Origin of the sequence: Starkeya nomas (assembly GCF_902703545.1) — a bacterium.
Taxonomy (GTDB): domain Bacteria; phylum Pseudomonadota; class Alphaproteobacteria; order Rhizobiales; family Xanthobacteraceae; genus Ancylobacter; species Ancylobacter moscoviensis.
On the sequence record NZ_CACSAS010000001.1, the window covers coordinates 1,424,881 to 1,450,185 of the forward strand.

23 protein-coding genes are annotated in these 25,305 nt (G+C 67.2%); 7 read left to right on the forward strand and 16 right to left on the reverse strand.

Translation table 11 applies throughout. The features are described from left to right. Nucleotides 1-7 precede the first annotated feature (7 nt). Both STARVERO_RS06900 and dusB read right to left on the reverse strand, forming a co-directional pair. Nucleotides 8-1,138: a two-component system sensor histidine kinase NtrB gene (locus STARVERO_RS06900; RefSeq protein WP_144343490.1), complete on the reverse strand. Its 1,131-nt coding sequence runs from the start codon at nt 1,136-1,138 to the stop codon at nt 8-10. Further along, entirely contained in the window at nt 1,135-2,166 is a 1,032-nt protein-coding gene (dusB, locus tag STARVERO_RS06905; RefSeq protein WP_186291956.1) for a tRNA dihydrouridine synthase DusB, read from the reverse strand. The genes STARVERO_RS06900 and dusB overlap by 4 nt, the downstream gene beginning before the upstream one ends. A 187-nt stretch (nt 2,167-2,353) precedes the next feature. On the opposite strand from dusB, the gene STARVERO_RS06910 reads away from it, so the two are divergent. Further along, nucleotides 2,354-3,532, forward strand: coding sequence for a bifunctional 2-C-methyl-D-erythritol 4-phosphate cytidylyltransferase/2-C-methyl-D-erythritol 2,4-cyclodiphosphate synthase (locus STARVERO_RS06910; protein ID WP_159598334.1), 1,179 nt, complete (start codon nt 2,354-2,356; stop codon nt 3,530-3,532). Nucleotides 3,533-3,548: 16 nt separating this feature from the next. After that, the gene (locus STARVERO_RS06915; protein ID WP_159598335.1) at nt 3,549-4,064 is read left to right on the forward strand and encodes a CinA family protein; all 516 of its coding nucleotides are present in this window, start codon (nt 3,549-3,551) and stop codon (nt 4,062-4,064) included. Here STARVERO_RS06915 and STARVERO_RS06920 read toward each other — a convergent pair. The 10 genes from STARVERO_RS06920 to eno all read right to left on the reverse strand — a co-directional run bounded on the left by STARVERO_RS06920 (nt 4,043) and on the right by eno (nt 13,605). Next, nucleotides 4,043-4,513: a type II toxin-antitoxin system RatA family toxin gene (locus tag STARVERO_RS06920; protein WP_144343487.1), complete on the reverse strand. Its 471-nt coding sequence runs from the start codon at nt 4,511-4,513 to the stop codon at nt 4,043-4,045. The genes STARVERO_RS06915 and STARVERO_RS06920 overlap by 22 nt on opposite strands. 3 nt (nt 4,514-4,516) lie before the next feature. Then, the gene (gene lipA, locus STARVERO_RS06925) at nt 4,517-5,503 is read right to left on the reverse strand and encodes a lipoyl synthase (RefSeq protein WP_144343486.1); all 987 of its coding nucleotides are present in this window, start codon (nt 5,501-5,503) and stop codon (nt 4,517-4,519) included. Between the two features lie 182 nt (nt 5,504-5,685). Beyond that, nucleotides 5,686-5,967: a GlsB/YeaQ/YmgE family stress response membrane protein gene (locus STARVERO_RS06930; protein ID WP_144343485.1), complete on the reverse strand. Its 282-nt coding sequence runs from the start codon at nt 5,965-5,967 to the stop codon at nt 5,686-5,688. Between the two features lie 40 nt (nt 5,968-6,007). Continuing rightward, nucleotides 6,008-7,426 carry a dihydrolipoyl dehydrogenase gene (gene lpdA, locus STARVERO_RS06935; protein ID WP_159598336.1) on the reverse strand — a complete coding sequence of 473 codons (1,419 nt, stop codon included), beginning with the start codon at nt 7,424-7,426 and terminating at the stop codon, nt 6,008-6,010. Between the two features lie 9 nt (nt 7,427-7,435). Then, the gene (locus STARVERO_RS06940) at nt 7,436-8,797 is read right to left on the reverse strand and encodes a pyruvate dehydrogenase complex dihydrolipoamide acetyltransferase (protein WP_159598337.1); all 1,362 of its coding nucleotides are present in this window, start codon (nt 8,795-8,797) and stop codon (nt 7,436-7,438) included. A 14-nt stretch (nt 8,798-8,811) separates the two neighbouring features. After that, nucleotides 8,812-10,218, reverse strand: a complete 1,407-nt coding sequence (locus STARVERO_RS06945; protein ID WP_159598338.1) for a pyruvate dehydrogenase complex E1 component subunit beta — start codon at nt 10,216-10,218, stop codon at nt 8,812-8,814. A 40-nt stretch (nt 10,219-10,258) separates the two neighbouring features. Continuing rightward, nucleotides 10,259-10,558, reverse strand: a complete 300-nt coding sequence (locus STARVERO_RS06950) for a hypothetical protein (RefSeq protein WP_159598339.1) — start codon at nt 10,556-10,558, stop codon at nt 10,259-10,261. A gap of 16 nt (nt 10,559-10,574) precedes the next feature. Further along, nucleotides 10,575-11,663: a pyruvate dehydrogenase (acetyl-transferring) E1 component subunit alpha gene (gene pdhA / locus STARVERO_RS06955; RefSeq protein ID WP_144343480.1), complete on the reverse strand. Its 1,089-nt coding sequence runs from the start codon at nt 11,661-11,663 to the stop codon at nt 10,575-10,577. Nucleotides 11,664-11,909: 246 nt separating this feature from the next. Beyond that, a complete protein-coding gene (locus STARVERO_RS06960) occupies nt 11,910-12,242 on the reverse strand; it encodes an FtsB family cell division protein (protein WP_159598340.1) in 333 nt (110 codons plus the stop codon). Between the two features lie 79 nt (nt 12,243-12,321). After that, nucleotides 12,322-13,605: a phosphopyruvate hydratase gene (eno, locus tag STARVERO_RS06965; protein ID WP_144343478.1), complete on the reverse strand. Its 1,284-nt coding sequence runs from the start codon at nt 13,603-13,605 to the stop codon at nt 12,322-12,324. A gap of 111 nt (nt 13,606-13,716) precedes the next feature. On the opposite strand from eno, the gene queF reads away from it, so the two are divergent. Beyond that, complete coding sequence (gene queF, locus STARVERO_RS06970; RefSeq protein ID WP_159598341.1) at nt 13,717-14,178, forward strand: preQ(1) synthase; 462 nt, start codon at nt 13,717-13,719, stop codon at nt 14,176-14,178. A gap of 167 nt (nt 14,179-14,345) precedes the next feature. Here queF and glmS read toward each other — a convergent pair whose 3' ends face one another. Both glmS and glmU read right to left on the reverse strand, forming a co-directional pair. Continuing rightward, nucleotides 14,346-16,169: a glutamine--fructose-6-phosphate transaminase (isomerizing) gene (gene glmS, locus STARVERO_RS06975; protein ID WP_159598342.1), complete on the reverse strand. Its 1,824-nt coding sequence runs from the start codon at nt 16,167-16,169 to the stop codon at nt 14,346-14,348. A gap of 115 nt (nt 16,170-16,284) precedes the next feature. Beyond that, nucleotides 16,285-17,634: a bifunctional UDP-N-acetylglucosamine diphosphorylase/glucosamine-1-phosphate N-acetyltransferase GlmU gene (gene glmU / locus STARVERO_RS06980; protein WP_159598343.1), complete on the reverse strand. Its 1,350-nt coding sequence runs from the start codon at nt 17,632-17,634 to the stop codon at nt 16,285-16,287. 167 nt (nt 17,635-17,801) lie between these two features. On the opposite strand from glmU, the gene STARVERO_RS06985 reads away from it, so the two are divergent. Next, nucleotides 17,802-18,740 (forward strand): DMT family transporter, encoded by a 939-nt coding sequence (locus tag STARVERO_RS06985; RefSeq protein ID WP_159598344.1) that lies wholly within the window; start codon nt 17,802-17,804, stop codon nt 18,738-18,740. Between the two features lie 59 nt (nt 18,741-18,799). Then, nucleotides 18,800-19,180: a hypothetical protein gene (locus STARVERO_RS06990; RefSeq protein WP_159598345.1), complete on the forward strand. Its 381-nt coding sequence runs from the start codon at nt 18,800-18,802 to the stop codon at nt 19,178-19,180. Here STARVERO_RS06990 and STARVERO_RS06995 read toward each other — a convergent pair. After that, a complete protein-coding gene (locus STARVERO_RS06995; protein WP_159598346.1) occupies nt 19,140-20,762 on the reverse strand; it encodes a glycoside hydrolase family 17 protein in 1,623 nt (540 codons plus the stop codon). The two genes, STARVERO_RS06990 and STARVERO_RS06995, sit on opposite strands and share 41 nt — an antisense overlap. Before the next feature lie 218 nt (nt 20,763-20,980). On the opposite strand from STARVERO_RS06995, the gene STARVERO_RS07000 reads away from it, so the two are divergent. Together STARVERO_RS07000 and STARVERO_RS07005 are read left to right on the forward strand one after the other, a co-directional pair. Continuing rightward, a complete protein-coding gene (locus tag STARVERO_RS07000) occupies nt 20,981-21,466 on the forward strand; it encodes a hypothetical protein (protein WP_144343471.1) in 486 nt (161 codons plus the stop codon). A gap of 213 nt (nt 21,467-21,679) precedes the next feature. Beyond that, on the forward strand, nt 21,680-24,325 hold the full coding sequence (locus STARVERO_RS07005) for a glycosyltransferase (protein ID WP_244616636.1): 2,646 nt from the start codon (nt 21,680-21,682) through the stop codon (nt 24,323-24,325). A gap of 82 nt (nt 24,326-24,407) precedes the next feature. On the opposite strand, the gene STARVERO_RS07010 is transcribed toward STARVERO_RS07005, so the two are convergent. Beyond that, complete coding sequence (locus tag STARVERO_RS07010; RefSeq protein WP_200837721.1) at nt 24,408-25,277, reverse strand: VOC family protein; 870 nt, start codon at nt 25,275-25,277, stop codon at nt 24,408-24,410. Nucleotides 25,278-25,305 lie beyond the last annotated feature (28 nt).

Here is a 25,305-nt window from a genome sequence, read left to right on the forward strand (position 1 = left end):
GCGGCTCTCAACTCTTCTCGTTACCGCGGCTGGCGCGATACATGGGCATGAGGACACGAAAGGTCGTGCGGCGGGGCTGGCTGTCGCATTCGATGATGCCGCCATGGTCGCCCACGATCTTCGCGACCAGCGCAAGGCCAAGGCCCGTGCCGGTGGGCTTGGTGGTGACGAAGGGGTCGAACAGGTGGGGCATGAGGTCTTCCGGGACGCCGGGGCCGTTGTCCCTCACGCAGAACTCCAGCGGCAGGCTGACACGGGCCGGTGCGCCGGGCACCATGAGGCGCACACCGGGGCGGAAGGCGGTGGTGAGATGAATCTCGCCGTCCGGCGCATCGCCAATGGCTTCAGCGGCATTCTTCACCAGATTGAGGAAGACCTGGACGAGTTGGTCGCGATTGGCCAGCACCGGCGGCAGCGAGGGATCGTACTCCTCGACGAAGCGGATGTTGCGCGCGAAGCCGGTGCTCGCCAGCGTGCGCACATGCTCCAGCACCGCGTGGATGTTGACCGGCTCACGCTCGATGGGGCGCTCGTCGGAGAACACTTCCATGCGGTCGACCAGCTTCACGATGCGGTCGGCCTCGTCGGTGATCAGCCGGGTCAGGGAGCGGTCGTCGTCGCTGGCCGACAATTCGAGAAGCTGCGCCGCGCCGCGAATGCCCGACAGCGGGTTCTTGATCTCGTGGGCCAGCATGGAAGCCAGAGCCGTGACCGAGCGCGCCGCGCCGCGATGGGTGAGCTGACGGTCCATCTTGTCGGCGATGGTCCGCTCCTGAAGCATGATCACCACATGGCCCGGCGCTTCCGACAGCGGCGCGACATGGATGTCGACGATGCGCTCGCCGCCATTGCGCGGCGTGCCCAGATCCACGCGATACTCATTCACCGCGGCGCCGCGCGTGCGCACCTGCTCCACCAGCGACAGGATCGGGCTGCCGAAGGGCACGAACTCCTGCAGCCGATGGCGCGTCAGCACGGCCAGCGACGCCTCGAAGAAGGCTTCGGCGGCGACATTGGCGTCCACCAGCCGATCATCCTCCGCGACCGTGATAACGGGGTGCGGCAGGGCGTTCACCACGGCTTCGGCGGTCGCGCTGCCGGCGCGCTGGCCGGTTCGTTGCGAGGGGACCGACTTCATGCCGCGGCTCTCCATGCGATGTCGTCGAACGCGTCGCGGATACCTTCCGCAACGCGCACGGGGTCTTCAAGCGTAAGCAGGCGCTGGCGCCAGCCCTGGGCGATCTCCGGCGCACGGCCGGCGCTCGCCACCGCGGCGGCCAGCGACCAGCCGATGTGCTTGCGGGCGCAGCGCATGCCGAGTTCCCGCCCGTAATGGCCCAGCCAGCCGTCGTAGAGTTCCAGCAACACGTCGCGCTGCTCCTCCGGTGCGGGATCGGCGGGCATCCGGCCGGTGCGCAGGCGCTCGATCACCTGTCCAGGGAACCAGGGACGCCCCTGTGCACCACGGCCAATCATCAGCCCATCGGCGCCGGAAGCGGCCAGCATGACCGGCGCGTCCTCGGCATCGACGAGATCGCCGTTGGCGAGCACGGGAACGCCCACCGCCTGCTTCACCCTGGCGATCGCCGCCCAGTCGGCGCGGCCGGTATAGAACTGGCAGCGGGTACGGCCATGAATGGTGATGAGCTGGACGCCGATCTCTTCCGCCCGGCGGGCAAGTTCAGGCGCCACCAGCGCGCCGTCGTCCCAGCCGAGACGGGTCTTCAACGTCACCGGAACCGAGACCGCGCCGACCACCGATTCGATGATGCGGGTGGCGAGATCGAGATCGCGCAGCAGCGCCGAGCCGGCAAGGCCCGTGGTGACGCGCTTGGCCGGGCAGCCCATGTTGATGTCGATGATCGCCGCCCCGGCGGCTTCCGCGATGCGGGCTGCGCGCGCCATGGAAGCGGGCTCGTTGCCGGCGAGTTGCACCGCATGCACGGCGACGCCCGCCCCTTCGGACCGCAGCACTGTTTCCTCATGGCCGGTTTCGAGCGCGCCGGAAGCGACCATCTCCGACACCGCGAGGCTCGCACCATAGCGCAGCGCCATGCGCCGCATCGGCGCATCGGTGATACCAGCCATGGGCGCGAGCACGACCGCCCCCGGCACTGTGACGGTGCCGATCTGCAGGTTGGCCGTTGCGAGGGAGGAAAGGGTCAAGCGGTGATCACTCGATGCACATTATATGAGCCCGACCAGCGGTGCCTATATAATAGCCACGACGCGACCGTCATCAACCCTTCTGTATGGCTTATGCCAAATCTTTTGCAATGAGGCTCCGCTTTTGCGCTAAACGAGGCTGCGGGGCAAGCCTGCGCTGATGAAGCGGCAGTCACTGCCGGGAGGAATGCACTCGAACATGCGCACGGACGTGATCGTGGTCGCGGCAGGCCGCGGCCAAAGAGCAGGCGACGGATTACCTAAGCAATACCGCACGCTAGCCGGCCAGCCCGTGCTGCGCCGGACACTTGCCCGCTTCGTCGGCCAGCCGGGCATCCGCTTCGTGCAGCCGGTCATCTCGCCCGAGCATGCCGACCTTTTCGCCAGCGTCGCCGAGGGGCTTCCCGATGTGCGCCCTCCGGTTACCGGCGGCGCGACGCGGCAGGCTTCCGTGCGCGCGGGTCTCGAAGCTCTGGCAGCCGATCCGCCCGATCTCGTGCTGATCCACGACGCCGCCCGCCCCTTCGTCTCCGGGCGGCTGGTGGCCGACGCCGTCGCCGCCGCTGCCGCGCATGGCGCCGCCGTGCCAGCGCTGGCGCTGGTCGATACGCTGAAGGCCCTCACCGATCCCGGCTTCGTTGCCACCGGACCCGATCGCAACGCGGTGCGCGGCGTGCAGACGCCGCAGTCCTTCCGCTACGAACTCATCCTCGCCGCGCACCGCGCCCAGGCTGAAAATGGCGACCTGACGGACGATGCCGCAGTAGCGGAAGCCGCCGGCCACAGGGTCGCGATCTTTCCGGGAGACCCGGCCAACATCAAGCTCACCACGCCCGAGGATTTCGTGACCGCGGAACGCAACGCCCTGCTCGCCCTCGCCGATGTCCGCACCGCCACCGGCTTCGACGTGCACGCCTTCGGTCCCGGCGACCATGTAGTGCTGGGCGGCCTGCGCATTCCCCACACGATGGGGCTCGCCGGCCACTCCGACGCCGATGTGGTGCTGCACGCGCTGACTGACGCGCTGCTCGGCACCATCGGCAGCGGTGATATCGGCCATCACTTCCCGCCCTCAGACCCGCAGTGGAAAGGCGCCTCCTCGGACCGCTTTCTCGTCCATGCTGCCAACCTCGTGCGCGCGGCGGGTGGAAGGATCGCTCATCTCGACGCCACCATCGTCTGCGAGGCGCCGAAGATCGGCCCGCATCGCGAGGCCATGCGCGAACGCATCGCCGCCATCGTCGACATCCCGGTGGCGCGCGTGAGCGTGAAGGCGACGACCAGCGAGCAACTCGGCTTCACCGGACGCCGCGAGGGCATCGCCGCGCTGGCGGCGGCCACTGTCCGCCTGCCGTGGATCGACTGAGGACAGGGAGGCCGCCATGAACGACGCGCAGGACGCCATCGACATCGAGGCGATGCGGGTGCTCGACCTCTGCCGCGCCCGCAACCTGACGGTGTCGACCGCCGAATCCTGCACCGGCGGCCTCGTCGCCGGAGCCCTGACCGACATTGCGGGCTCCTCCGACGTGGTGGACCGGGGCTTCGTCACCTATTCGAACCAGGCGAAGATCGAGGTTCTCGGCGTCTCGCCGGCCACCCTCGCCGCCCACGGCGCGGTGAGCGAGGAGACGGCCCGCGAGATGGTCACCGGCCTGCTGCGCACGGCAAGGACCTCGCTCGGCGTTTCGATCACCGGCATTGCCGGCCCCGGCGGCGGTTCGGCGGAAAAGCCGGTTGGCCTCGTGCACTTCGCGGCGGCGAACGACAAGGGCGACGTCCTGGTCCGCCGGGAGGTCTTCGCCGGGCAGGACCGCGCCGGGGTGCGCCGGCTCTCCGTGCTCACCGCGCTCGCCATGCTGGCGGAATTGGCCGCTCAGGCGCCCGCGAGATCCTGACGGCCATAGATCTCGTCCGCCCGCACCTCGAACGCCTCGGCGAAGCGGCGGAAGGCGGCGTCGAACATCGCCCCCATCAGCAGGCCGAGCGTGCGCGAACGGAAGTCGTAGGAAATGTAGAAGTCGACCTCGGAGGCCCGCTCTTCCAGCAGCTTGAAGGTCCAGCGGTTCTCCAGCCGGCTGAACGGCCCATCGAGATATTCCACCACGATGGACAGGCGCGGCCGGTCGAGCGTGACGCGGCTGGTGAAGCTCTCACGAAACATCTTGTAGGCGACGCCCATGTCGGCGACGAGGATGTCGACGCCCTCCCCGCTCGCCACGCGCCGGCGTACATGCAGCTTCTCGCAGAGCGGCACGAATTCGGGATAGCGCTCCACATCCGCCACCAGATCGAACATGTCCGACGCCGAATGGCGGACGCGCCGCTTGTTGCGGAAGGCCGGCATCGCTCAGGCGATAACCGCCGGAGCGACCGCGGTCCCGAGCTTGGCGTCGCGTGCGGCGCGCAGCCGGGCGAAGTCCTCGCCGGCATGATGCGACGAGCGGGTCAGCGGGCTCGACGACACCATGAGGAAGCCCTTCGCATAGGCGATGGTCTCGTAGGACTTGAAATCCTCAGGCGTCACGAAGGCCATCACCGGATGATGCTTGCGCGTCGGCTGGAGGTACTGGCCGATGGTCATGAAGTCGATATCGGCCGAGCGCAGGTCGTCCATGAGCTGCAGCACCTCGTTCCGCTCCTCGCCGAGACCGACCATGATGCCGGACTTGGTGAAGATGGAGGGATCGAGCTCCTTCACCTGCTGAAGTAGGCGTAGCGAATGGAAGTAGCGCGCGCCGGGCCTCACCTTGAGGTACAGCGAAGGCACGCATTCGAGATTGTGATTGAACACGTCGGGACGCGCCTCGACCACCACCTCCAGCGCGCCATCCTTGCGCAGGAAATCGGGTGTCAGCACCTCGATGGTCGTGCCGGGGCTGGTAGCGCGGATGGAGCGGATGGTACGGGCGAAATGCTCGGCGCCGCCGTCCGCGAGATCGTCACGGTCGACAGAGGTCACCACCACATGCTCGAGCCCGAGCCGGGCCACGGCATCGGCGACCTTCTGCGGCTCGTCCCGATCGAGCGGCCCGGGCATGCCGGTGCGCACGTTGCAGAACGCGCAGGCGCGCGTGCACGTGTCGCCCATGATCATGAACGTCGCGTGCTTCTTCTGCCAGCACTCGCCGATGTTGGGGCAGCTCGCCTCCTCGCACACGGTGACGAGGCCGTTGGCGCGGACGATATTCGCCGTTTCCTGCCAGCCGGGCGTACCCGGCGCGCGGACGCGGATCCAGTCCGGCTTCTTCAGCACGGGCGTCTCGGCGCGCTTCACCTTTTCCGGGTGACGAGGCTTTTCGAGAGCGCGGTTGAGAGTGTTGAGAACGACGACCATTCGCTTTCCGCTGGCTGCACTCGACGGTCGGAACCGCGAGCCGGTTGCCCCACAGTTAAGCCTCGTCCCGCCGTTGCGAAAGGGGAGCGCCGACGCACCCGCCCCGTGCCGGACGCATGACACCGAACCCGGCGCCAGGACATGGGAGCGGCACGCCTCGCGACGCGCCGCCCTCCGGCGGCCTATCGGCCGGTGCGGATCTTCCGCCAGACGAACAGCACGAGGATGGCGCCCACCGTCGCCGCGATCAGCGTGCGGAAGAAGCCGAAGACGGGAATATCGACGATCTCGGCCAGGTACTTGCCGACGAAAGCGCCGATAAGACCGAAGAGCAGGTTCCCGAGGAGCCCATGGTCGCTCTCGGTGACCCTCTCGGCGATCCAGCCCGCGAGCAGGCCGATGATGATCATCGCGAACCAGCCGACGCCCGGCTCGTTCAAGGCCGAATAGATCTGTCCGTCCATCAAAGGCTCCTACCCCCGTACGGGCCGCCCCGGCCCGACTTCAGATATGAATCGCGCGCCCATAGGCATTGAGCACGCTCTCGTGCATCGTCTCAGAAACCGTCGGATGCGGGAAGACGGCGTTTATCAGCTCTTCCTCGGTGGTTTCCAGATTCATCGCCAGAACGAAGCCCTGGATGAGCTCGGTCACCTCCGCGCCGACGAGGTGCGCGCCCAGCAGCTGGCCCGTCTTGGCGTCGAAGATCGTCTTCACCAGCCCCTCCGGCTCGCCGAGCGCCACGGCCTTGCCGTTGCCGATGAAGGGGAAGCGGCCGACCTTGATCTCGTAGCCTGCCTCCTTGGCCTTCTTCTCGGTGAGACCGACGGAGGCCACCTGCGGCATGCAGTAGGTGCAGCCGGGAATCATCAGCTTGTCCATCGGGTGGGCATGCTTGCCGGCGATGGCCTCGGCAGCGATGACACCCTCGTGCTCCGCCTTGTGAGCGAGCATGGGCGGACCAGCGACATCGCCGATGGCCCAGATGCCGGGTACGTTGGTGCGGCACAGGCCATCGACCACCACGCAGCCACGATCGGTCTTCACGCCAAGCTTCTCGAGGCCGAGATTCTCGATGTTGCCGACCACGCCGACGGCCGAGATCAGCCGCTCGGCGGTGATGGACTGGCTCTTGCCGTCAGCCGTCTCCACCGTCGCGGTTACGCTGTCGGCGCCCTTCACGACCTTGGAGACCTTGGCGCCGGTGAGGATCTTGATGCCCTGCTTCTCGAAGCGCTTGCGGGCGTGCTCGGCGATCTCCTCGTCCTCGACGGGGAGGATCTGCGGCAGCAGCTCGATGATCGTCACATCCGAGCCCATCGCCTTGTAAAAAGAGGCGAATTCGACGCCGATGGCGCCCGAGCCCATGATCAGCAGCGACTTCGGAACGCTCGCCGGTGCCAGCGCCTCGAAATAGGTCCAGATCAGCTTCTTGTCCGGCTCGATGCCGGGCAGCGCGCGCGGGCGGGCGCCCGTGGCGATGACGATGTTCTTGGCGGTGTACTCACCGGCCGGCAATGCGCCCTTGGGCGCGGGCTCGGACGAGGCGGCGACCGACACCTTGCCGGGAGCGGTGATGGTCGCCTGCCCCCAGATGATGTCGACCTTGTTCTTCTTGAGCAGGAAGCCGACCCCGTTGCTCATCTGCGCGGCGATGCCGCGCGAGCGCTTCACCACGCCGGCGATGTCGACGCCGGTCTTCTCGGCTATGAGGCCGTAGTCCTTGGCATGCTCGATGTAGTGGATGATCTCGGCCGAGCGCAGCAGCGCCTTGGCCGGGATACAGCCCCAGTTCGGGCAGATGCCGCCCACGAAGGAACGCTCCACCACGCCGACCTTGAGGCCGAGTTGCGCGGCGCGAATGGCGCCCACATAGCCGCCGGGGCCGGAACCGATAATGAGGACGTCGTAGTTGTTCGCCATGATCGTACCTCAGACCAGCATCGACATCGGCTTTTCGATGATCTGCTTGAAGGCGGTGAGGAGCTGCGCGCCCATGGCGCCGTCCATCACCCGATGGTCGCAGGAGACGGTGACAGTCATTTGCGTCGCCACCACCAGCTGCCCGCCCTTCACCACCGCACGCTGCTCGCTGGTGCCGACCGCAAGGATCGTTGCATGCGGCGGATTAATAATCGCCGTGAAGTCCTTGATTCCAAACATGCCGAGGTTCGAAATCGCCGACGAGCCGCCTTGATATTCGTGCGGCATCAGCTTCTTGTTGCGGGCGCGCGCAGCGAAATCGCGGGTCTCATTGGAGATCGTCGACAGGGTCTTGGTCTCCGCCTTGCGGATGATCGGGGTCAGAAGACCCTTGCCGCCGTCGATCGCCACCGCGACGCCGATATCGGAGTGCTTCAGCTTCAGATAGCGGTCGCCGCCCCAAACCTGATTGGCGTCGGGGACCTGCTGGAAGGCGAGCGCATAGGCCTTGATGACGAAGTCGTTGACCGAGAGCTTGTAGGCCGGCTTGCCGTCCTTCTCGGGGGCCGCCTTGTTCAGCTCCTCGCGCAGCTTCAGCAGCGCATCCACGTCGCAATCGACCGTGAGGTAGAAGGTCGGCACCGTCTGCCGGGCCTCGGTCATGCGCTGGGCGATGACCCGGCGCATGGCGTCGAGCGGCACTTCCTCATAGGTGCCGGGCTCGTAGTAGGCCTTCACCTGCTCCAGCAGCGCGCTGTTGGACAGCGGAGCGACAACCGGGGCGGCGGGAGCCGAACCCACAGCCGGTGCGACGGCCGACTTCGCGGCACCGCCAGCCAGGGCGGCAACGACATCCGCCGCAACGACGCGGCCGCGCGGGCCGGAACCCTTCACCACGGAGAGGTCGATGCCCTTCTCCTTCGCGAGGCGACGGGCCAGAGGCGAGGCAAACACACGAGCGCCGGAAGCGGCGGGCGCTGAAACCGGAGCCGCGGGAGCCGCCGGGGCCGGAACAGGCGCGGCCGGCTCCGGAGCCTTGGGCGCCTCCACCTTCGAAGCTTCGGCCTTCGGGGCCTCAGCCTTGGCCGGCGCGGCACCACTGCCGGCCGCCACGGCCTTCACGTCCTCGCCATCGGTGGCAAGCACGGCGATGAGCTGGTTCACCGGCACGTCGACTGTGCCTTCCGGCACGACGATCTTGGCCAGCGTGCCCTCGTCGATGGCCTCGACTTCCATCGTGGCCTTGTCGGTCTCGATCTCGGCGATCACGTCGCCGGGGGCGACTTTGTCGCCCTCCTTTTTCAGCCACTTGGCCAGGTTGCCCTTCTCCATGGTGGGAGACAGGGCCGGCATGAGGATCTCGATGGACATGGCGATCTCCGTCCTCAGCGATAGGTGACGGTCCGGGCGGCGTCGATGACGTCCTGCACCGACGGAAGCGCGAGCTTTTCGAGGTTCGCGGCGTAAGGCATCGGCACGTCCTTGCCGGTCACCCGCAGCACGGGGGCGTCGAGATAATCGAACGCCTTCTCGACCAGCTGGGCGACGATCTCGGAGCCGACACCCGACTGCGGCCAGCCCTCCTCCACCGTGACGCAGCGCCCGGTCTTCTGGACCGAGGCGATGATGGTCTCGATGTCCAGCGGGCGGATGGTGCGCAGGTCGATCACCTCGGCCTCGATGCCGATCTTAGACAGCTCCTCAGCGGCCTTCAGCGCGTAGTTCATGCCGATGGACCAGGCGACCAGCGTCACGTCCTTGCCGGGACGTGCGATCTTCGCCTTGCCGATCGGGACGGTATAGTCGTCCAGCTTCGGCACCGGGGAGGCGTGCCCATACAGGATCTCATTCTCGAGGAAGATGATCGGGTTGGGATCGCGGATCGCCGACTTGAGAAGCCCCTTGGCGTCGGCCGCCGTATAGGGCGCGACCACCTTGAGGCCCGGAATGTGGCTGTACCAGGCGGAATAATCCTGGCTGTGCTGGGCGGCGACGCGGGCGGCGGCGCCGTTCGGGCCGCGGAACACGATGGAGCAGCCGATCTGGCCGCCCGACATGTAGTGCGTCTTGGCGGCGGAGTTGATGATCTGGTCGATCGCCTGCATGGCGAAGTTGAAGGTCATGAACTCGACGATGGGCTTGAGGCCCGCCATCGCCGCGCCGACGCCGACGCCGGCGAAGCCGTGCTCGGTGATCGGCGTGTCGATCACGCGCCGCGCGCCGAATTCCTGCAGCAGTCCCTGGGTGATCTTGTAGGCGCCCTGATACTCGGCGACCTCCTCACCCATGACAAAGACGTCGCCGTCGCGGCGCATCTCCTCGGCCATGGCGTCGCGCAGCGCCTCACGCATGGTCTGGTTGACGAACTCGGTGCCTTCCGGAACGTCCGGCTCGGGCAGAATCTCGGGCTGAGGCGGCGCGGCGACGGCGGAGGTGACGACAGCGGGCGTCGCCGGGGCGGACGCCGCCACCGGCGCGGGCTCGACCGGTGCGGTCGGGACCGGCGCAGCGGCCTTCGGGCTCGGCACACTAACCGCGCTCGCATCCTCGCCGTCGGCGAGGATGACGGCGATCGGCGTGTTCACCGCGACATCCTGCGTGCCTTCCGGCACGAGGATCTTGCCGAGGGTGCCCTCGTCGATGGCCTCGACCTCCATGGTCGCCTTGTCGGTCTCGATCTCGGCGATCACGTCGCCGGACTTGACCGTGTCGCCCTCTTTCTTGAGCCACTTGGCTAGGTTGCCCTTCTCCATGGTCGGAGAGAGCGCAGGCATAAGGACTTCGGTCGGCATGGCGGCGTTCCCCAAAGAAACGTGCGTCAACAATCGCGCGTCACTGCGTCCGTACCGGCGGAACGAACGTCAGGTTGCTGTAGACGGCCATCGAAGCGATGGCGACGAGAATGGCAATGAAGAAGGCGACCATCATCTTGTTCAGCATGGTCGCCGTTTCGGCACTGGCGCCGGCGGTCTGACGTGCCCCGAAGGGCCAGAGCACGGCGAGAACCCAGCCGAGCGGGCCAGCTTGCCGGGCGCCGGCGAGGCGAAGGGCAAGCCGGGCCGCGAAGACCCAGATGACCACCGCCGCCGATACACCGGTGACCAGCGTGACCCAGAACAGCTCGGCGAGCATCCGCGCGTTCCGCCGTTCAGCGCAGCACGTCGGTGTAGAGCTCGGAGGCGTCCGGCTCCGGATCGGCGCTGGCGAAGTCGGCGGCCGCGTTCATCTGGTCGCGGATCTCGGCGTCGATCGCCTTCAGCTCGTCCTCGGTCGCCCACTTCTTCTCCAGCAGGCGGTTGCGCACCTGCTCGATGGGATCGTGCTCGGTGCGCATCTTCTGCACCTCCTCCTTGGACCGGTACTTAGCCGGGTCCGACATGGAGTGGCCGCGATAGCGGTAGGTGAGCATCTCGAGGATGTACGGCCCCTTGCCGGAACGGGCGAACTCGACCGCGCGGGCGCCGGCGGCCTTGACCGCCCGCACGTCCATGCCGTCGACCTGTTCGCCGGGAATGTTGAAGGAGGTGCCGCGCTTGGAGAAATCGGTCTGGGCGGAGGCGCGGTTTACCGCGGTACCCATCGCGTACTTGTTGTTCTCGATAATGTAGATGACCGGCAGCTTCCAGAGCTCCGCCATGTTGAAGCTCTCATAGACCTGGCCCTGATTGGCGGCGCCGTCACCGAAATAGGTCAGGCAGACGCCGCCATTGCCGCGGTAGTGATCGGCGAAGGCGAGGCCGGTGCCGAGAGAAACCTGCGCGCCGACGATGCCGTGGCCACCGAAGAAGCCCTTCTCGATGCTGAACATGTGCATCGAGCCGCCCTTGCCCTTGGAATAACCGCCGCGGCGGCCGGTGAGCTCGGCCATCACGCCCTTGGGGTCCATGCCGCAGGCCAGCATGTGGCCGTGATCGCGATAGCCGGTGATGACCTGATCGCCATCCTTGAGGGCGGCCTGCATGCCGACGACGACCGCTTCCTGGCCGATATAGAGATGGCAGAAGCCGCCGATGAGACCCATGCCGTAGAGCTGGCCCGCCTTTTCCTCGAATCGGCGAATTTCGAGCATCCGGCGGTAGGCGTCGAGTTCATCGTCCTTGGAGAAGTCGAGAACCGCGGCGGCCTTGTCAGACCGGCGCGCCGGGCTCCTGGCCGCAGCCGCCTTGGCCGGGGCTTTCGGAGCGGCGGCCTTTCCGACGGTCTTGCTGACGGGCGATTTCTTGGCGGCAACTACCATGGCGCTTCCTCAGCTCGAGACTTATGTCGCCGAGCTTCATAACGCACCTTCACCCATAGCGCTACGCGCGCAATGCAATGCTGCGCCGCACAACATGTTGCTGGCGCAATGGTTTCCCGATTTGAACTTATTTTCAGTTCATATCAAGACTTAACTTGTATCAAGTTAAGTTTCTGGAATTCCGTCATTTCCCAACGGGAATGCCCTGGCATGCCAGAAAACGGGTCGCTCACCTATTTTTCGCGATCATTGCACCTGCGGCACCGCGGGAGCGCGCAGCAGCACCAGATCCCTAGGATTGATGAGATTGAGCAGCACGCGCGCCTGCTCGTCGAGCATATCGGCATCGATGAGATCGGGCGAGAGTAGCCGAACCTTCGCCTCCAACGCCTGCCGCTGGGTGCGCAGCTTGTCGCGCTCCTCGGTCAGCTCGGTGTGCTGCTGCTCGAAGGTGCGGCGGGCGATGAGGCCGTACTGGCCGTTATAGCCCTGAACCGCGAAATAGCCGATGAGCGCCGCCGCCCCGAGATGCAGGGTGACGGTCTGGAAGATGGAGCGCCAGCGGGTGCGTATAATCATGGAAACGGAGCCTAACCGGGGTCGGTTGAGGCTCCGTTAACCGTGTCGGCCGGAAGCGGGCTTCCGGTAGAAAAAGAGATCAGGCGAGCGCCTTCAGCGCCGCGCGGCCGGCATAGATCGCCTGCGGCCCCAGCTCTTCCTCGATACGCAGGAGCTGGTTGTACTTGGCCGTGCGGTCCGAACGCGCCAGCGAGCCGGTCTTGATCTGACCGCAGTTGGTGGCCACCGCGAGGTCGGCGATGGTCGAATCCTCCGTCTCGCCGGAGCGGTGCGACATGACCGCGGTGTAGGCCGCCTTGTGCGCCATCTCGACCGCATCGAGCGTCTCGGTCAGCGAGCCGATCTGATTCACCTTCACGAGGATGGAGTTGGCCACGCCCTGCTTGATGCCGGCGGAGAGGCGGGTGACGTTGGTGACGAACAGGTCGTCGCCCACCAGCTGGCACTTGGAGCCGATGGTGTCGGTCAGCAGCTTCCAGCCCGCCCAATCGTCCTCGGCCATGCCGTCCTCGATGGTGGCAATCGGGTAGCGGGCGACGAGATCGGCGAGGTACTTCACCTGGGCCTCAACGTCGCGCACGACGCCTTCGCCCTCGTAATCGTACTTGCCGTTCTTGAAGAACTCGGTCGAGGCGCAGTCGAGGCCGAGATACACATCCTCGCCCGGCTTGTAGCCGGCGCTCTCGATGGCCTTCATGACGAAGCCCAGCGCCGCATCGGCCGACGGCAGGTTCGGCGCGAAGCCGCCCTCGTCGCCCACATTGGTGTTGTGGCCGGCGTCCTTGAGGGCCTTCTTCAGCGTGTGGAAGATTTCGGCACCGGTGCGCAGGGCCTCGGCGAAGGTCGGGGCGCCGACCGGCAGGATCATGAATTCCTGGAAGTCGATCGGGTTGTCGGCATGGGCGCCGCCATTGACGATGTTCATCATCGGCACCGGCAGGACGCGCGCGTTGACGCCGCCGACATAGCGGTAGAGCGGCAGTTCGCGGGCGGCGGCCGCCGCCTTGGCCAGGGCGAGCGAGACGCCGAGAATGGCGTTGGCGCCGAGACGCGCCTTGTTCGGCGTACCGTCGAGCTCGATCAGGATCTTGTCGATCGCCGCCTGCTCCTCGGCATCCATGCCGCCGATGGCGTCGAAGATCTCGCCATTGACCGCGTCGACCGCCTTGGAAACGCCCTTGCCGAGATAGCGGCCCTTGTCGCCGTCCCGCAGCTCGACGGCTTCATGCGCGCCGGTCGAGGCGCCCGAGGGAACAGCGGCGCGGCCCTTGGAGCCGTCCTCCAGCACCACATCCACCTCGACGGTCGGATTGCCACGGCTGTCCAGGATTTCACGCCCAATGATATCGACGATGGCGGTCATGCGTTTCCCCACTTCTCACTCGGCCAGAATGGTCGAGCGCTTCTACTCGACCGATGTGACATGCGAAAGAGGTGCCACGGACATATCGCCCGACCCGACAGGAGGGAAACCATGACGAACCCGCAGGAGGGCCCGCTCCAGCTCGGCCGTCCCACGACGATGCCGGCCTCGCCGGAGGAGGCCGTGCTCGACCGCGTGCCCAACCCGCAGGCCGACACGCTCTATGTGGCGCGCTTCACGGCGCCCGAATTCACCTCGCTCTGCCCGGTGACGGGACAGCCGGATTTCGCCCATCTGGTGATCGACTACGTGCCGAAGGACTGGCTGGTCGAATCGAAATCGCTGAAGCTCTATCTCGCCAGCTTCCGCAATCACGGCGCCTTCCATGAGGACTGCACCGTCGCCGTCGGCCGGCGTATCCACGACCTGCTGCAGCCGCACTGGCTGCGCATCGGCGGCTACTGGTATCCGCGCGGCGGCATTCCGATCGACGTGTTCTGGCAGAGCGGCGCGCCACCGAAGGAGGTCTGGCTGCCGGACCAGGGCGTGCCGCCCTATCGCGGGCGGGGGTAGCCCCTACTTCAGTCCAATGACCGTCTCATCCTGAGGTGCCCGGCCAGCGGCCGGGCCTCGAAGGATGCTCATCCGGGCGCGCTGCAACGACCATCCTTCGAGGCTCGCTACGCTCGCATCTCAGGATGACGGCGGACTGGGGGCAAGCTTCCATAGGGCAGAGCGCCCTACTCCACCGTCACCGACTTGGCGAGGTTGCGCGGCTGGTCGACGTCCGTGCCCATCACCACCGCCGTGTGATAGGCGAGCAACTGGATCGGGATCGCATAGACCAGCGGCGCCACCAGCGGGTGCATGTCCGGCAACACCAGGGTCGCCTCGGTCTCCAGCGAAGCCTTTTGCGCGCCGGAAGTGTCGGTCAACAGGATGATCCGGCCGCCGCGCGCGGCAACCTCCTGCATGTTCGACATGGTCTTCTCGAACACGGCGTCATGCGGAGCGATCACCACCACCGGCATTTTCTCGTCGATCAGCGCGATGGGGCCATGCTTGAGTTCGCCGGCCGCGTAGCCCTCGGCGTGGATGTAGGAGATCTCCTTCAGCTTCAGCGCCCCTTCGAGCGCCAGCGGGAAGGAGGTGCCACGGCCGAGGTAGAGCACGTCCTGCGTCTTGGCGAAGGAACGGGCGAGATGCTCGATGTCGCCGCCGAGACTGAGCGCTTCGTTCATCAGGCGTGGCACTTCGACCAGCGCATGGACGAGACTGCGCTCCTCTTCCGTCGAGAGAGCGCCGCGCGCCCGCCCGGCCGCCACCGCGAGCGCGGCGAGCGTCGCCAGCTGGCAGGTAAACGCCTTGGTCGAGGCCACGCCGATCTCCGGCCCCGCCAGCGTCGGCAGCACGACATCCGCCTCGCGGGCGATGGTCGAGGTCGGCACGTTCACCACCGCGAGCAGATGCTGCCCCTCCTGCCGCGCATAGCGCAGCGAGGCGAGCGTGTCGGCGGTCTCGCCGGACTGCGAGATGACGATGGAGAGCCCGTTGGCCGGCAGCGGCGCCTCGCGGTAGCGGAACTCGGAAGCGACATCGATCTCCACCGGCAGGCGGGCGAAACGCTCGAACCAGTATTTGGCGACGAGGCCGGCATAGTAGGCGGTGCCGCAGGCGGCGATCGAAACCCGCTCCAGGCGGGCGAAGTCGAAGGGCAGTTCGGGCAGCTGCACCGTCTCGTTGGCCATGTCGAGATAATGCGCCAGCGTATGCGCGACGACCTCGGGCTGCTCATGCATTTCCTTCGCCATGAAGTGGCGGAAGTTGCCCTTCTCCACGAGGAAGGAACCCGTCGTGGTCTTCTGCACCGCGCGTGTGACGCGGGCATTGGCGGAATTGCGGATTTCCGCGCTGGCGGTGCTCAGCACCGCCCAGTCGCCGTCGTCGAGATAGGAGATGGTGTCGGTGAACGGGGCGAGCGCGATGGCATCGGAACCGAGATACATCTCGCCATTTCCATAGCCGATGGCGAGCGGGCTGCCCTTGCGGGCGCCGATCAGCAGGTTCTCTTCGCCGTCGAACAGGAAGGCGAGCGCGAAGGCGCCCTGAAGGCGCGGCAGCGCCGCCGCCACCGCGTCGACCGGGCCCCGCCCACCACGCAGCTCGCGCGTGACAAGGTGAGCCACTACCTCGGTGTCGGTCTCGCTCTCGAAATTGGCACCGGATTCCAGCAGTTCGTCGCGCAGCTCGCGGAAATTCTCGATGATGCCGTTATGGACCACCGCCACCTCGGTGGTGGCATGGGGATGGGCGTTGGCGACGCTGGGGCGGCCGTGGGTCGCCCAGCGCGTATGGCCGATGCCGATATGCCCTTCCAGCGGCGCCTCGCGAAGGACGGCATCCAGATTGCGCAGCTTGCCTTCGGCACGGCGGCGGGAGAGGTGCCCCTTCTCGAGCGTGGCGATGCCGGCCGAGTCGTAGCCGCGATATTCCAGCCGCTTCAGCGACTCCACGAGCCGGTCGGCGACAGGAGCGGTGCCGACGATGCCGATGATTCCACACATGAGACGGGTGCCCTTCGGAAAGCGACGATCTGCGAGGCTACGATTCAGGGTTTAACCGCCCGTCACCGCAGCGCCGAAATCAATTCGAATGTCGTTTCGTATCGCCCGCTTCGTGTCATTTCTTCGGCGCGAGGCCGACCGAGAGCTTGGCCCGCAGCCGCGCCGCCAGGCCGGGCTTGTTGACCTGCCGGGCCCGGCCGATGGCCAGCGCATCCGCCGGAACGTCCTCGGTGATGACGGAGCCCGTGCCGAGATAGGCGCCGTCCCCGACCGTCACCGGAGCGACAAGCAGGCTGTTCGTGCCCACGAAAGCGTTGGCGCCGATGGTCGTGCGGTGCTTGCGGAAGCCATCGTAGTTGCAGGTGATGGTACCCGCGCCGATGTTGGTGTTCGCGCCCACGCTGGTGTCGCCGACATAAGAGAGGTGGTTGACCTTCACACCTGGCGCGAGATCCGAAGCCTTGATCTCCACGAAGTTGCCGACATGCACCCCCTGCCCCAGCTCCGCTCCGGGGCGCAGCCGGGCGAAGGGCCCGACGATGGCGCCGGCGCCGACATGCGCGCCCTCGATATGGCTGAAGGCGCGGATGGTGGCGCCGTCCTCGACCCGCACGCCGGCCCCGAAGACGACGTTCGGCTCGACGATGACGTCGCGGCCGAAGCTGGTATCGGCGGAGAGGAACACCGTCTCGGGCGCCACCAGCGTCACGCCGCCGTCCAGCGCGCGCCGGCGCAACCGTCCCTGCAGGATCGCCTCGGCCTCCGCCAGCTGCGCACGGCTGTTGACGCCGACGACCTCTTCCGCGGCGGCTTCATGCACCATTGACGCCCGGCCAAGACCGCGGGCGACCTCCACCGCATCGGTGAGGTAGAATTCCTTCTTGGCGTTCGCGTCGCCGATGCGGTCGAGAATGTCGAGCGCGGCGCGGCCGTCGAGGGCCATCAGGCCGGCATTGCACAGGCCGATGGCACGCTCGGCCTCACTCGCGTCCTTCTCCTCGCGGATGGCGACGAGGGCGCCGCCCTGCGTCACCAGCCGGCCATAGCCGAACGGGTCGTCCGGCCGGAAACCCAGAACGGTGACGGCAGCTCCGCCGGCCAGCGGCCCGCGCAGGGCGCCGATGGTTTCCGGCCGCACCAGCGGCGTATCGCCATACATCACCACGACATCGTCATAGCCGCGCTCCAGCGCGCTCCGTGCCGCCAGCACGGCATGAGCGGTGCCGCGCCGCTCGGACTGGACGAAGACCTCCGCGTCCGGGGCCACGCGGCGCACCTCGGCGGCGACCTTGTCGTGATCGGGCCCGACCACGACGGCAATCTTCGCCGCGCCGGCGGCCAGCGCCGCGTCGAGCACGTGGGAAACCATCGGCCGACCGGCGACGGCGTGCAGCACCTTCGGCAGGGAGGAGAGCATGCGGGTGCCCTCCCCGGCCGCGAGAACGATGACGAGAAGCTGGCGCATCGGCGAACTCCGAAGGATGGCGTGACGGCTGGGATCGGGCATCTGCCCGGACGGTGGGCGGTATCTAGCCTGCCTCGCGCATCGGCGGAAGACGGGCGGCGCGCCTTCGCCGTTCCCCACGAAAGCCCCGGCGACGGCGCGCGGCGAAGTGTGTATCAGGATGGGGCATGACCGATCCCGCGCCGGCTTCCCCCGAAACACCCGCCGCCTCCCGCTCCATCGAGCCGCGGGCGCTGGTGGCGCTCATGGCGATGCCGCTGTTCTTCGCGACGAATCTCGTCATCGGCCGGGCGGTGGCCGGGGTCGTGCCGCCCTGGTCCCTCGCCTTCTGGCGGTGGGCGGTCGCGGTGGCGATCCTGCTGCCGCTCGCCGCCCCCGCCCTGCTCCGTCACCGGGACCTGCTGCTCGGGCAATGGCGGCGCCTGTCGATCCTGGGCCTGCTCGGCATGGTGATCTGCGGCGGCAATGTCTATGTCGCGCTGGGGAACACCACCGCGACCAACGCGACGCTGATCTACACCACCTCCACCATCATGATCGTGGTCATGGACGCCGTGCTGGCCCGCCGGAAGCTGCCCGCCATACAGCTGCTCGGCACGCTGGCGGGCTTCGCCGGCATCGCGCTCATCGCCGTGCACGGTGAGCCCGGCCGGCTGCTCGGCCTCGAGTTCAACACCGGCGACCTCGGCATCCTCGTCGCGGCCGTGTCCTGGGCCGCCTATTCGCTGATGCTGCGCTCCGGCCCGCTGACCCAGCTCGACGCATTGCCCGGCTTCACCGCAAACGCTATCGCCGGAACGCTGCTGCTGGCTCCCTTCGCGCTGTGGGAGATGGCGGGCGGGGCGCCCTTGCCGCGGACGGGCGAGGCGTGGGGCGCCATCGTCTTCCTCGCGATCTTCCCCTCGGTGCTCGCCTTCGGCCTGTTCCAGTACTGCGTCCGCGTGGCGGGCGCCTCGGTAACGGCGAATTTCCTCTATCTCATGCCGGTCTACGGCGTGGTCCTCGCCGTGCTGTTGCTCGGAGAGGAACTGCACCTCTATCACGCCGTCGGCTTCGTGCTGATCCTCGGCGGCGTGATCCTCGCCACCCGCCGCCCGGCACGTTGATCCACCGCCTGCGCCATGCGATGCAGGCGGCATCCGGAAGAGCTCAGGAGACTTTCGCCTTGGCCGATCGCAGCTTCCTGCCCGGCGCACGCGCCGCCAACGTCATCATCGCCCTCGGCGGCCTCGCGCTCGGCTGGGCGATCTACATGCGCTACGCCCTGGTCGAACAGTCGGCGGTCGGCCTCGCCTGCCGCGGCGTCGAGACCGCGACCTGCGAGACCCGCGCGCTGGTCATCACGCTGTTCGGCTATTCCGTGTTCGGCATCGCCGCGCTAATCGCCTCGTTCATCCAGCTCGTCCGCCCCTCGCTGGTGATGTTCACCATCGCGTTGATGGCGACGTCGATCGGCGTGGTCATGTACAACAACAACCTCGCCGCACTGGCGGGAGGGCTGCTGCTCATATCCTTCGCCCGACCGTGGCGAGGCGCCAGAGGGTGAAGGCCAGCACGACCAGCAGGCCGCCCGTCCACAGCGCCTGCCAGTTCGCCAGCGTTTCGTTGATCGCCACGTAGAGCCCGCTGCCGAGGAAAATGCCGGCGGCGATCAGTTCCGCGTGGCGCCCCTCGTCCTCCCGCCGGCTGCCGGCCACCAGCGCATAAAAGGCGAAGGCCGCGATGATCGGGGTCAGGCCGGCGAACTGGAAGTCCTTGTAGCGCGGGTCGAACACCAGCCCGAGAGCGATCTGCGCCGTCAGCACCACCGACGCCGCCAGCAGCAAGGCGAGCACACGCTCGAACACCGTCGCACCCGGCGTCGCACCGGGGTTGAGCGCAACGGCGAGCGCAATGCGGCGCGTGCGCAGGCCGATGGCCATGGCGCAGCCGAGCGGCACCAGCACCGCCAGCACCAGCAGCGCGACGCCGCGGATCCAGCCGCCGACGCCAAGGCTCTCCACCGGCACCGTCGCCAGCAGGCGGCCGTAGAGCAGACCGGCGAAGAAGGCGATGCCGGCGACGCCGAGCCATTCGCGCGCCCCCAGCGGTCGCGCGTCGGCGCGGCGGTTCGCCGCACCGGCCGCAAAGAACACCGCCGCGGCGAACAACACGCCGACGAACGCCTGCAGCTTCCACTCCGGGTGGTCGGAGACGGCCTCGCCCCAGGCGAACTTAAAGTCGCGCGTATAGGCATCGAGGAAGCCCCAATGTCCGCCCACCGTGCCTTCGGAGGCGCGCTTCCACGGCTGGTCGAACGCCTCGATGACGTTGAGCCGGTAGTTCTTGGCCTTGGCCAGCGCCAGCAGTTCCTGGATCACATAGGCCTGGTTCGAGGGCGACGGCAGAGCGCCTTCGCGCATGCGCCCCTGGCTGGGCCAGCCGGTCTCGCCGATCAGGATCTCCTTGCCGGCGAAAATCTGCCCGACATGCTCGCGGATCGCGCCGAGATGGGCGACGGAATCCTCGGCGGCGACCGGCAGGTCCTCCCAGAACGGAAGGATGTGGACGGTGACGAAGTCGACCGAGTTGGCGAGGTCGCGGTTCCGCTCCCAGAACTCCCACACATCGGCATAGGTGACCTCGACGCCGGCGGGAACCTTCTCCCGCACCTCCTTGATGAGGGCGGCGAGATCGATGGCGGAAAGCTCCCCGCGCAGCAGCACCTCGTTGCCGACGATCACGGCCTTGATGACGTCCGGATTGTTCTGCGCGGCCTTCACCGCCGCGTCGATCTCCACCCGGTTCTTGGCCGCCTCGCGGCCGATCCAGATACCCTGGAGCACGGTGAGACCGTGCTTGCGGGCGAGTTCCGGCACCACGTCGAGGCCCATTTCCGTGGAATAGGTGCGCACGCAATGGGTGATCTTCGACAGGCGGGCGAAGTCGTCGTCGATCTGTTCCGGCGGGATGACCAGCCCTTCTATGAAGGGCGACTGGCCAGGACGAAACGGCGCGTAGGAGACGCAGGGCAGCTTCTCGCCAACGGTCAGGGGCGAAGACGGCGCCGGAACCGGCTGACCGAGCCACGCCCAGACGGCAACGATCGCCGCGCAGACCGCGGCGGCAAGCGCGAAGGGCAGTCGCATGCGAGACATCTCCGGAAGATCGACCTGATACGTTTACCCTGCCGGGTAGCGGCGCTTTGGTGCGGGAGCAAGAGGGGGGCGGGCAGGAGGCGGTCGGAAAGCGGCAGAATTTTGCACCGATGAGTTTCCGGCAACGCCGTCATGCTGACAAATTCCACCGCTTCTCCTACTGTCTGAACCCGTCCGGTGTTTCCTCTTTCGCGTGTGACGTTTCCCTCATGTTGTGCTCCGTTCGTACCCTCGCCGCCGCCCTGCTCGGCGGCTTCATCCTGACGGCTGCCGCTTCCGGCGGCGCCCTCGCCCAGAGTGCCGCGCCGGAGCAAAAGCCGGCCGAGCAGAAGTCGCCGGAGGAACAGGCGAAGGAGGAGGCGCTGCGCCGCTCCGTCGAGGAATATGCCGAGGCGGCCAAGCTGCCGGGCAATGCCGGCCTGCCGGAATGCGTGTGGAGCGGGCGGCGTATCGCCATGTTGCTGTGGCGCGACGATATCGACACCGCGCGCCGCCACATGGAACTCTACGAGCGCTTCGGTTGCCCGACCGAGCACCTGAAGATCGCGTTCCGCTGCCTCGTGCGGCAGGGCAACATCGACAGCAAGGCACAGGAGCGCCTGTCCGAGCGTGCGCATGCGTGCTGGGTCAACCCCGACGCGCCGCCGCCGGCCCCTGCGGCAACCGCTCCCGCGGCTCCTCCCGCGCAACAATAATTTCGCGTGGCGGCCCATCGCCCGACACCGGTGCGACATGGGCTTGCCACAGTGCGGAACAAATATCCGTGCTAACGTGTTTGCAGTTGCGAACCGGCGCTTTTGGAAGACGCCCAGCGTTTTGCCGCAATGCGGCGCCAATCGTGCTGCAACCGCGTTGAAACTGTACTATATTCCGCCCTGTATCCTCACTCCCTTTCGTGGGTAGGTCTCATGCGTCCCGCTGTTCGTGTCGCTGCCGCCGCTGTTGCGGTCGTCACGTGCGTACACGCCTTTGTCTGGTTCGCCCTGCGCGACGAGGTAACGGCGCCCGCCGTGCCCGACCGCTTCCAGAGCATGTCCTTTGCGCCTTACGGGCGTGACGCGAACCCCGATAAGGGGCAGGCGACGACCGAGGCCCAGATCCGCTCCGACATCGACGCGGTGGCGCCCTACACCCGCGCGGTGCGTACCTATGCCTCGACCGGCAATCTGGAACTCGTCGCCAAGCTGGCCGGCGAGAAGGGCCTGAAGACCACGGTCGGCGCGTGGATCGACACCGACGAGAAGCGCAACGAGCGCGAGATCGCCAACGCGCTCGACGCGGCGCGCAAGAACCCCAACGTGGTCGGCATCGTGGTCGGCAACGAGTCCATCCTGCGCGCCGAGAAGACGCCGGAAGAGCTCGTCGAAATCATCCGCAAGGTGAAGAGCCAGACCAACGTCCCGGTGACCACCGGCGAGACGTGGGACGTCTGGCTCGACCACCCCGAGCTCGTCTCGGCGGTCGACTACATCGCCGCTCACATCCTGCCCTATTGGGAAGGCGTTCCGGCCGATCAGGTCGTCGAGCGCTCCATCGGCATCTATGAGCGCCTGCGCGCCGCCTATCCGGGCAAGCGCATCGTCATCGCCGAATTCGGCTGGCCGAGCGCGGGCTACAACCGCGACGCCGCCGTTCCCGGCGAGATGGAACAGGCCCAGGTCATCCGTTCCTTCGCTTCCCGCGCCGACGCGCTTGGCATCGAATACAACCTGATCGAGGCGTTCGACGCTCCGTGGAAGAGCTTCGAGGGCAGCGTCGGCCAGTATTGGGGCGTTCTCGACGCCGACCGCGCGGTCAAGTTCCCGCTCACCGGCCCGATCACCCCGTCGACCTATACCGCGACGGCCGCCATCGCCCTCCTGCTGGGCATCGCCTTCTCGCTGCCGGTCTTCCGCTTCGCGCGGCTGACCATGACGCAGGCCGTCGTGATGGCCGGCGCCGCCAGCCTCGTCGGCGCGTGGATCGCCACCGTGACGGACTACTGGCTGACCCACTACGTCGTGGGCGGCAACAAGGTGACGTTCATCATCAGCCTCGTGCTGCTGGTGCCGCTGGTCATCGTCATGCTGTACCGCGTGGAAGAGCTGGCCACCATCGCCTTCGGTCGCACGCCGCGCCGCCTGCTGCGCAACCATGCGGCGGCGACGCCGGCCCGCATGCCGAAGGTCTCGATCCACATCCCGGCCTACAAGGAGCCGCCGGAGATGCTGAAGCAGACGCTCGACGGCGTCGCCCGGCTCAACTGGCCGAACTTCGAGTGCCTGGTCATCATCAACAACACCCCGGATCCCGCCTTCTGGGAGCCGATCGAGGCCTATTGCCGCGAGCTGGGTGACCGCTTCAAGTTCATCAACCTGCCCAAGGTCGCGGGCTTCAAGGCCGGCGCGCTGCGCGCCGCCATGCTCCAGACCGCGCCGGACGCCGAGATCATCGGCATCATCGATGCCGACTATGTCGTCGATCCCAACTGGCTGAGCGACCTCGTCCCGACCTTCGAGGACCCGACGGTAGGCATCGTTCAGGCGCCGCAGGATCACCGCGACGCCAACCGCAGCCTGCTGCACGAGGCGATGAACACCGAATATGCCGGCTTCTTCGACATCGGCATGGTCCAGCGCAACGAGCATGACGCCATCGTCGTGCACGGCACCATGTGCCTGATGCGCCGTGCCGCCATGGTGGAAGCGGGGGACTGGTCGAGCGACACGATCTGCGAGGACACCGATCTCGGCCTGGCGATCGTCGAGCGCGGCTGGAAGAGCCACTACACCAACACCCGCTACGGCTGGGGCCTGCTGCCGGACGACTTCGCCTCGTTCAAGAAGCAGCGCCACCGCTGGGCCTATGGCGGCATGCAGATCATCAAGAAGCACTGGCGCCGCATGCTGCCGAATGGTGGCACGCGCCTCACCTCGGCCCAGCGTCGCGAGTTCGCCATCGGCTGGGTGAGCTGGCTCGGCTCGGAGAGCGTGGGCGCGCTGATGGCGATCCTGTCGCTGCTCTGGGTGCCGTTCGTGCTCGGCCTCGGCATCGCGGTGCCGCAGCGCATCCTCACCGTGCCGATCGTGTTCTGCTTCGGCATCTACATCCTGCACTTCTGCGCCCTCTACCGGCTGCGCGTGGCGACCACGCCGGTCCGCATGATCGGTGCGGCCTTCGCGGCGATGGCGGTGCAGTTCACCGTGGCCAAGGCGGTCTATGACAGCTTCCGCTACAAGGACCTCGCCTTCGCCCGCACGGCCAAGGGCAGCTGGCTGGCAGACGCCGCCCGCGCCTTCCCGGCCCTGCCGGAGGCGGTGATCGGCGCCGGTCTCATGCTCTCGGCCATCGGCCTGCGCCTTACCAACTGGCACGCGGTGGTGGAGATCGACCTGTTCGCCTTCGCCCTCGCCATCCAGAGCCTGCCCTTCCTGGCGGCGGCTGGCATCGGTTGGCTGGAGGGTTCGAACCTGAACTCCTTCGCCACCTGGACCGCGCTGCGCGCCCGTGCCCTGGCCCTGCTGCCTGGCCGTTCCGCGCAGCCGGAAGCGATCCCGGAGAAGGTGCGCAGCTGAGGCGCCTCTCCCACCGACCGAAATGATAAAAGGCCCGGATGCTCTCCGGGCCTTTTGCTTTTTCAGGGTCTCGTCTTGAGGATCAGGCGGCGGGCTCGAAGGCCAGCGTCGCGCCGAGGGCCGATTTCGGTCCGACGACCACCAGTCCTTCGATCTCCTCTGCCGCCATGCGCGAGGCGGAAACACGCCGGCGCAGGCGCTCGATATCGGCCACCGCGAAGCGGATCGCCGCCAGCCGAAGGCCTGGCCCGGCCGGCGCGGCAATGCCGAAACGCTCGGTGAACAGAGCCTGGCTCATCAGGTCGATATCGCCGCGCGGGGTCTTCGCGATGTACCAGCCCTCCACAGCCCGGCGCGGCGTGGTGCCGGCGAAAACCGAGAGGAAGTCGACATGCGCGGCGGGATCCTCCGCCGTCAGTACCACACCGGCGACGCCGGTCGTGCCGTTCATGTGGCGCTGCAGGTCGGGCGCCCAGAAATTCTCGGGCCGACGCTGCAGGCAGGTGAAGAAGCCGGCATGCGGCGAGGCCGCGTCGCGCGCGAAGGCCAGCGAAAAGGCGACCTCGACGTCGGAGCCATCCGGCCGCTTGCCCTGCCGCGAGAAGTCGAACACGTCGAAACCGCCGATACCGGCCGTATCGAATTCGAGCTTGTCCGCCGCCGGATCGCTGCCTTCCAGAACCAGCATGGAAAGGCCCGGCCCTACATCGGCGAGGAAATCGCGATTGAAGGCGCCGAAGGAAAAGGCCGTCTCGCCATGCGGAGGAATCGCGTCCGGCTCGGAAATCTCGAGCAGCTCGACGAAGAAGCCGGGCGTCTGTACCAGCCGGTTGTCCGTGCCCCAGGGGTGGCGGTTACGCGTGCCGACGGTGAAGCCAAGCATATCGTACAACTCGCCCGCCGCATCGAGATCGCGAACGACATGGACGACATGATCAAGACCCCGGGCCACCAGCTCACTCCTCTTCCCGTTACCGCTG

Excerpts from the sequence above, each read along its gene's own strand:
- STARVERO_RS06900 (WP_144343490.1), bottom strand. The coding sequence starts at position 1,138 with ATGAAGTCGGTCCCCTCGCAACGAACCGGCCAGCGCGCCGGCAGCGCG.
- STARVERO_RS06910 (WP_159598334.1), top strand. The coding sequence starts at position 2,354 with ATGCACTCGAACATGCGCACGGACGTGATCGTGGTCGCGGCAGGCCGC.
- STARVERO_RS06915 (WP_159598335.1), top strand. The coding sequence starts at position 3,549 with ATGAACGACGCGCAGGACGCCATCGACATCGAGGCGATGCGGGTGCTC.
- STARVERO_RS06920 (WP_144343487.1), bottom strand. The coding sequence starts at position 4,513 with ATGCCGGCCTTCCGCAACAAGCGGCGCGTCCGCCATTCGGCGTCGGAC.
- lipA (WP_144343486.1), bottom strand. The coding sequence starts at position 5,503 with ATGGTCGTCGTTCTCAACACTCTCAACCGCGCTCTCGAAAAGCCTCGT.
- STARVERO_RS06930 (WP_144343485.1), bottom strand. The coding sequence starts at position 5,967 with ATGGACGGACAGATCTATTCGGCCTTGAACGAGCCGGGCGTCGGCTGG.
- lpdA (WP_159598336.1), bottom strand. The coding sequence starts at position 7,426 with ATGGCGAACAACTACGACGTCCTCATTATCGGTTCCGGCCCCGGCGGC.
- STARVERO_RS06940 (WP_159598337.1), bottom strand. The coding sequence starts at position 8,797 with ATGTCCATCGAGATCCTCATGCCGGCCCTGTCTCCCACCATGGAGAAG.
- STARVERO_RS06945 (WP_159598338.1), bottom strand. The coding sequence starts at position 10,218 with ATGCCGACCGAAGTCCTTATGCCTGCGCTCTCTCCGACCATGGAGAAG.
- STARVERO_RS06950 (WP_159598339.1), bottom strand. The coding sequence starts at position 10,558 with ATGCTCGCCGAGCTGTTCTGGGTCACGCTGGTCACCGGTGTATCGGCG.
- pdhA (WP_144343480.1), bottom strand. The coding sequence starts at position 11,663 with ATGGTAGTTGCCGCCAAGAAATCGCCCGTCAGCAAGACCGTCGGAAAG.
- STARVERO_RS06960 (WP_159598340.1), bottom strand. The coding sequence starts at position 12,242 with ATGATTATACGCACCCGCTGGCGCTCCATCTTCCAGACCGTCACCCTG.
- eno (WP_144343478.1), bottom strand. The coding sequence starts at position 13,605 with ATGACCGCCATCGTCGATATCATTGGGCGTGAAATCCTGGACAGCCGT.
- queF (WP_159598341.1), top strand. The coding sequence starts at position 13,717 with ATGACGAACCCGCAGGAGGGCCCGCTCCAGCTCGGCCGTCCCACGACG.
- glmS (WP_159598342.1), bottom strand. The coding sequence starts at position 16,169 with ATGTGTGGAATCATCGGCATCGTCGGCACCGCTCCTGTCGCCGACCGG.
- glmU (WP_159598343.1), bottom strand. The coding sequence starts at position 17,634 with ATGCGCCAGCTTCTCGTCATCGTTCTCGCGGCCGGGGAGGGCACCCGC.
- STARVERO_RS06985 (WP_159598344.1), top strand. The coding sequence starts at position 17,802 with ATGACCGATCCCGCGCCGGCTTCCCCCGAAACACCCGCCGCCTCCCGC.
- STARVERO_RS06995 (WP_159598346.1), bottom strand. The coding sequence starts at position 20,762 with ATGCGACTGCCCTTCGCGCTTGCCGCCGCGGTCTGCGCGGCGATCGTT.
- STARVERO_RS07000 (WP_144343471.1), top strand. The coding sequence starts at position 20,981 with ATGTTGTGCTCCGTTCGTACCCTCGCCGCCGCCCTGCTCGGCGGCTTC.
- STARVERO_RS07005 (WP_244616636.1), top strand. The coding sequence starts at position 21,680 with ATGCGTCCCGCTGTTCGTGTCGCTGCCGCCGCTGTTGCGGTCGTCACG.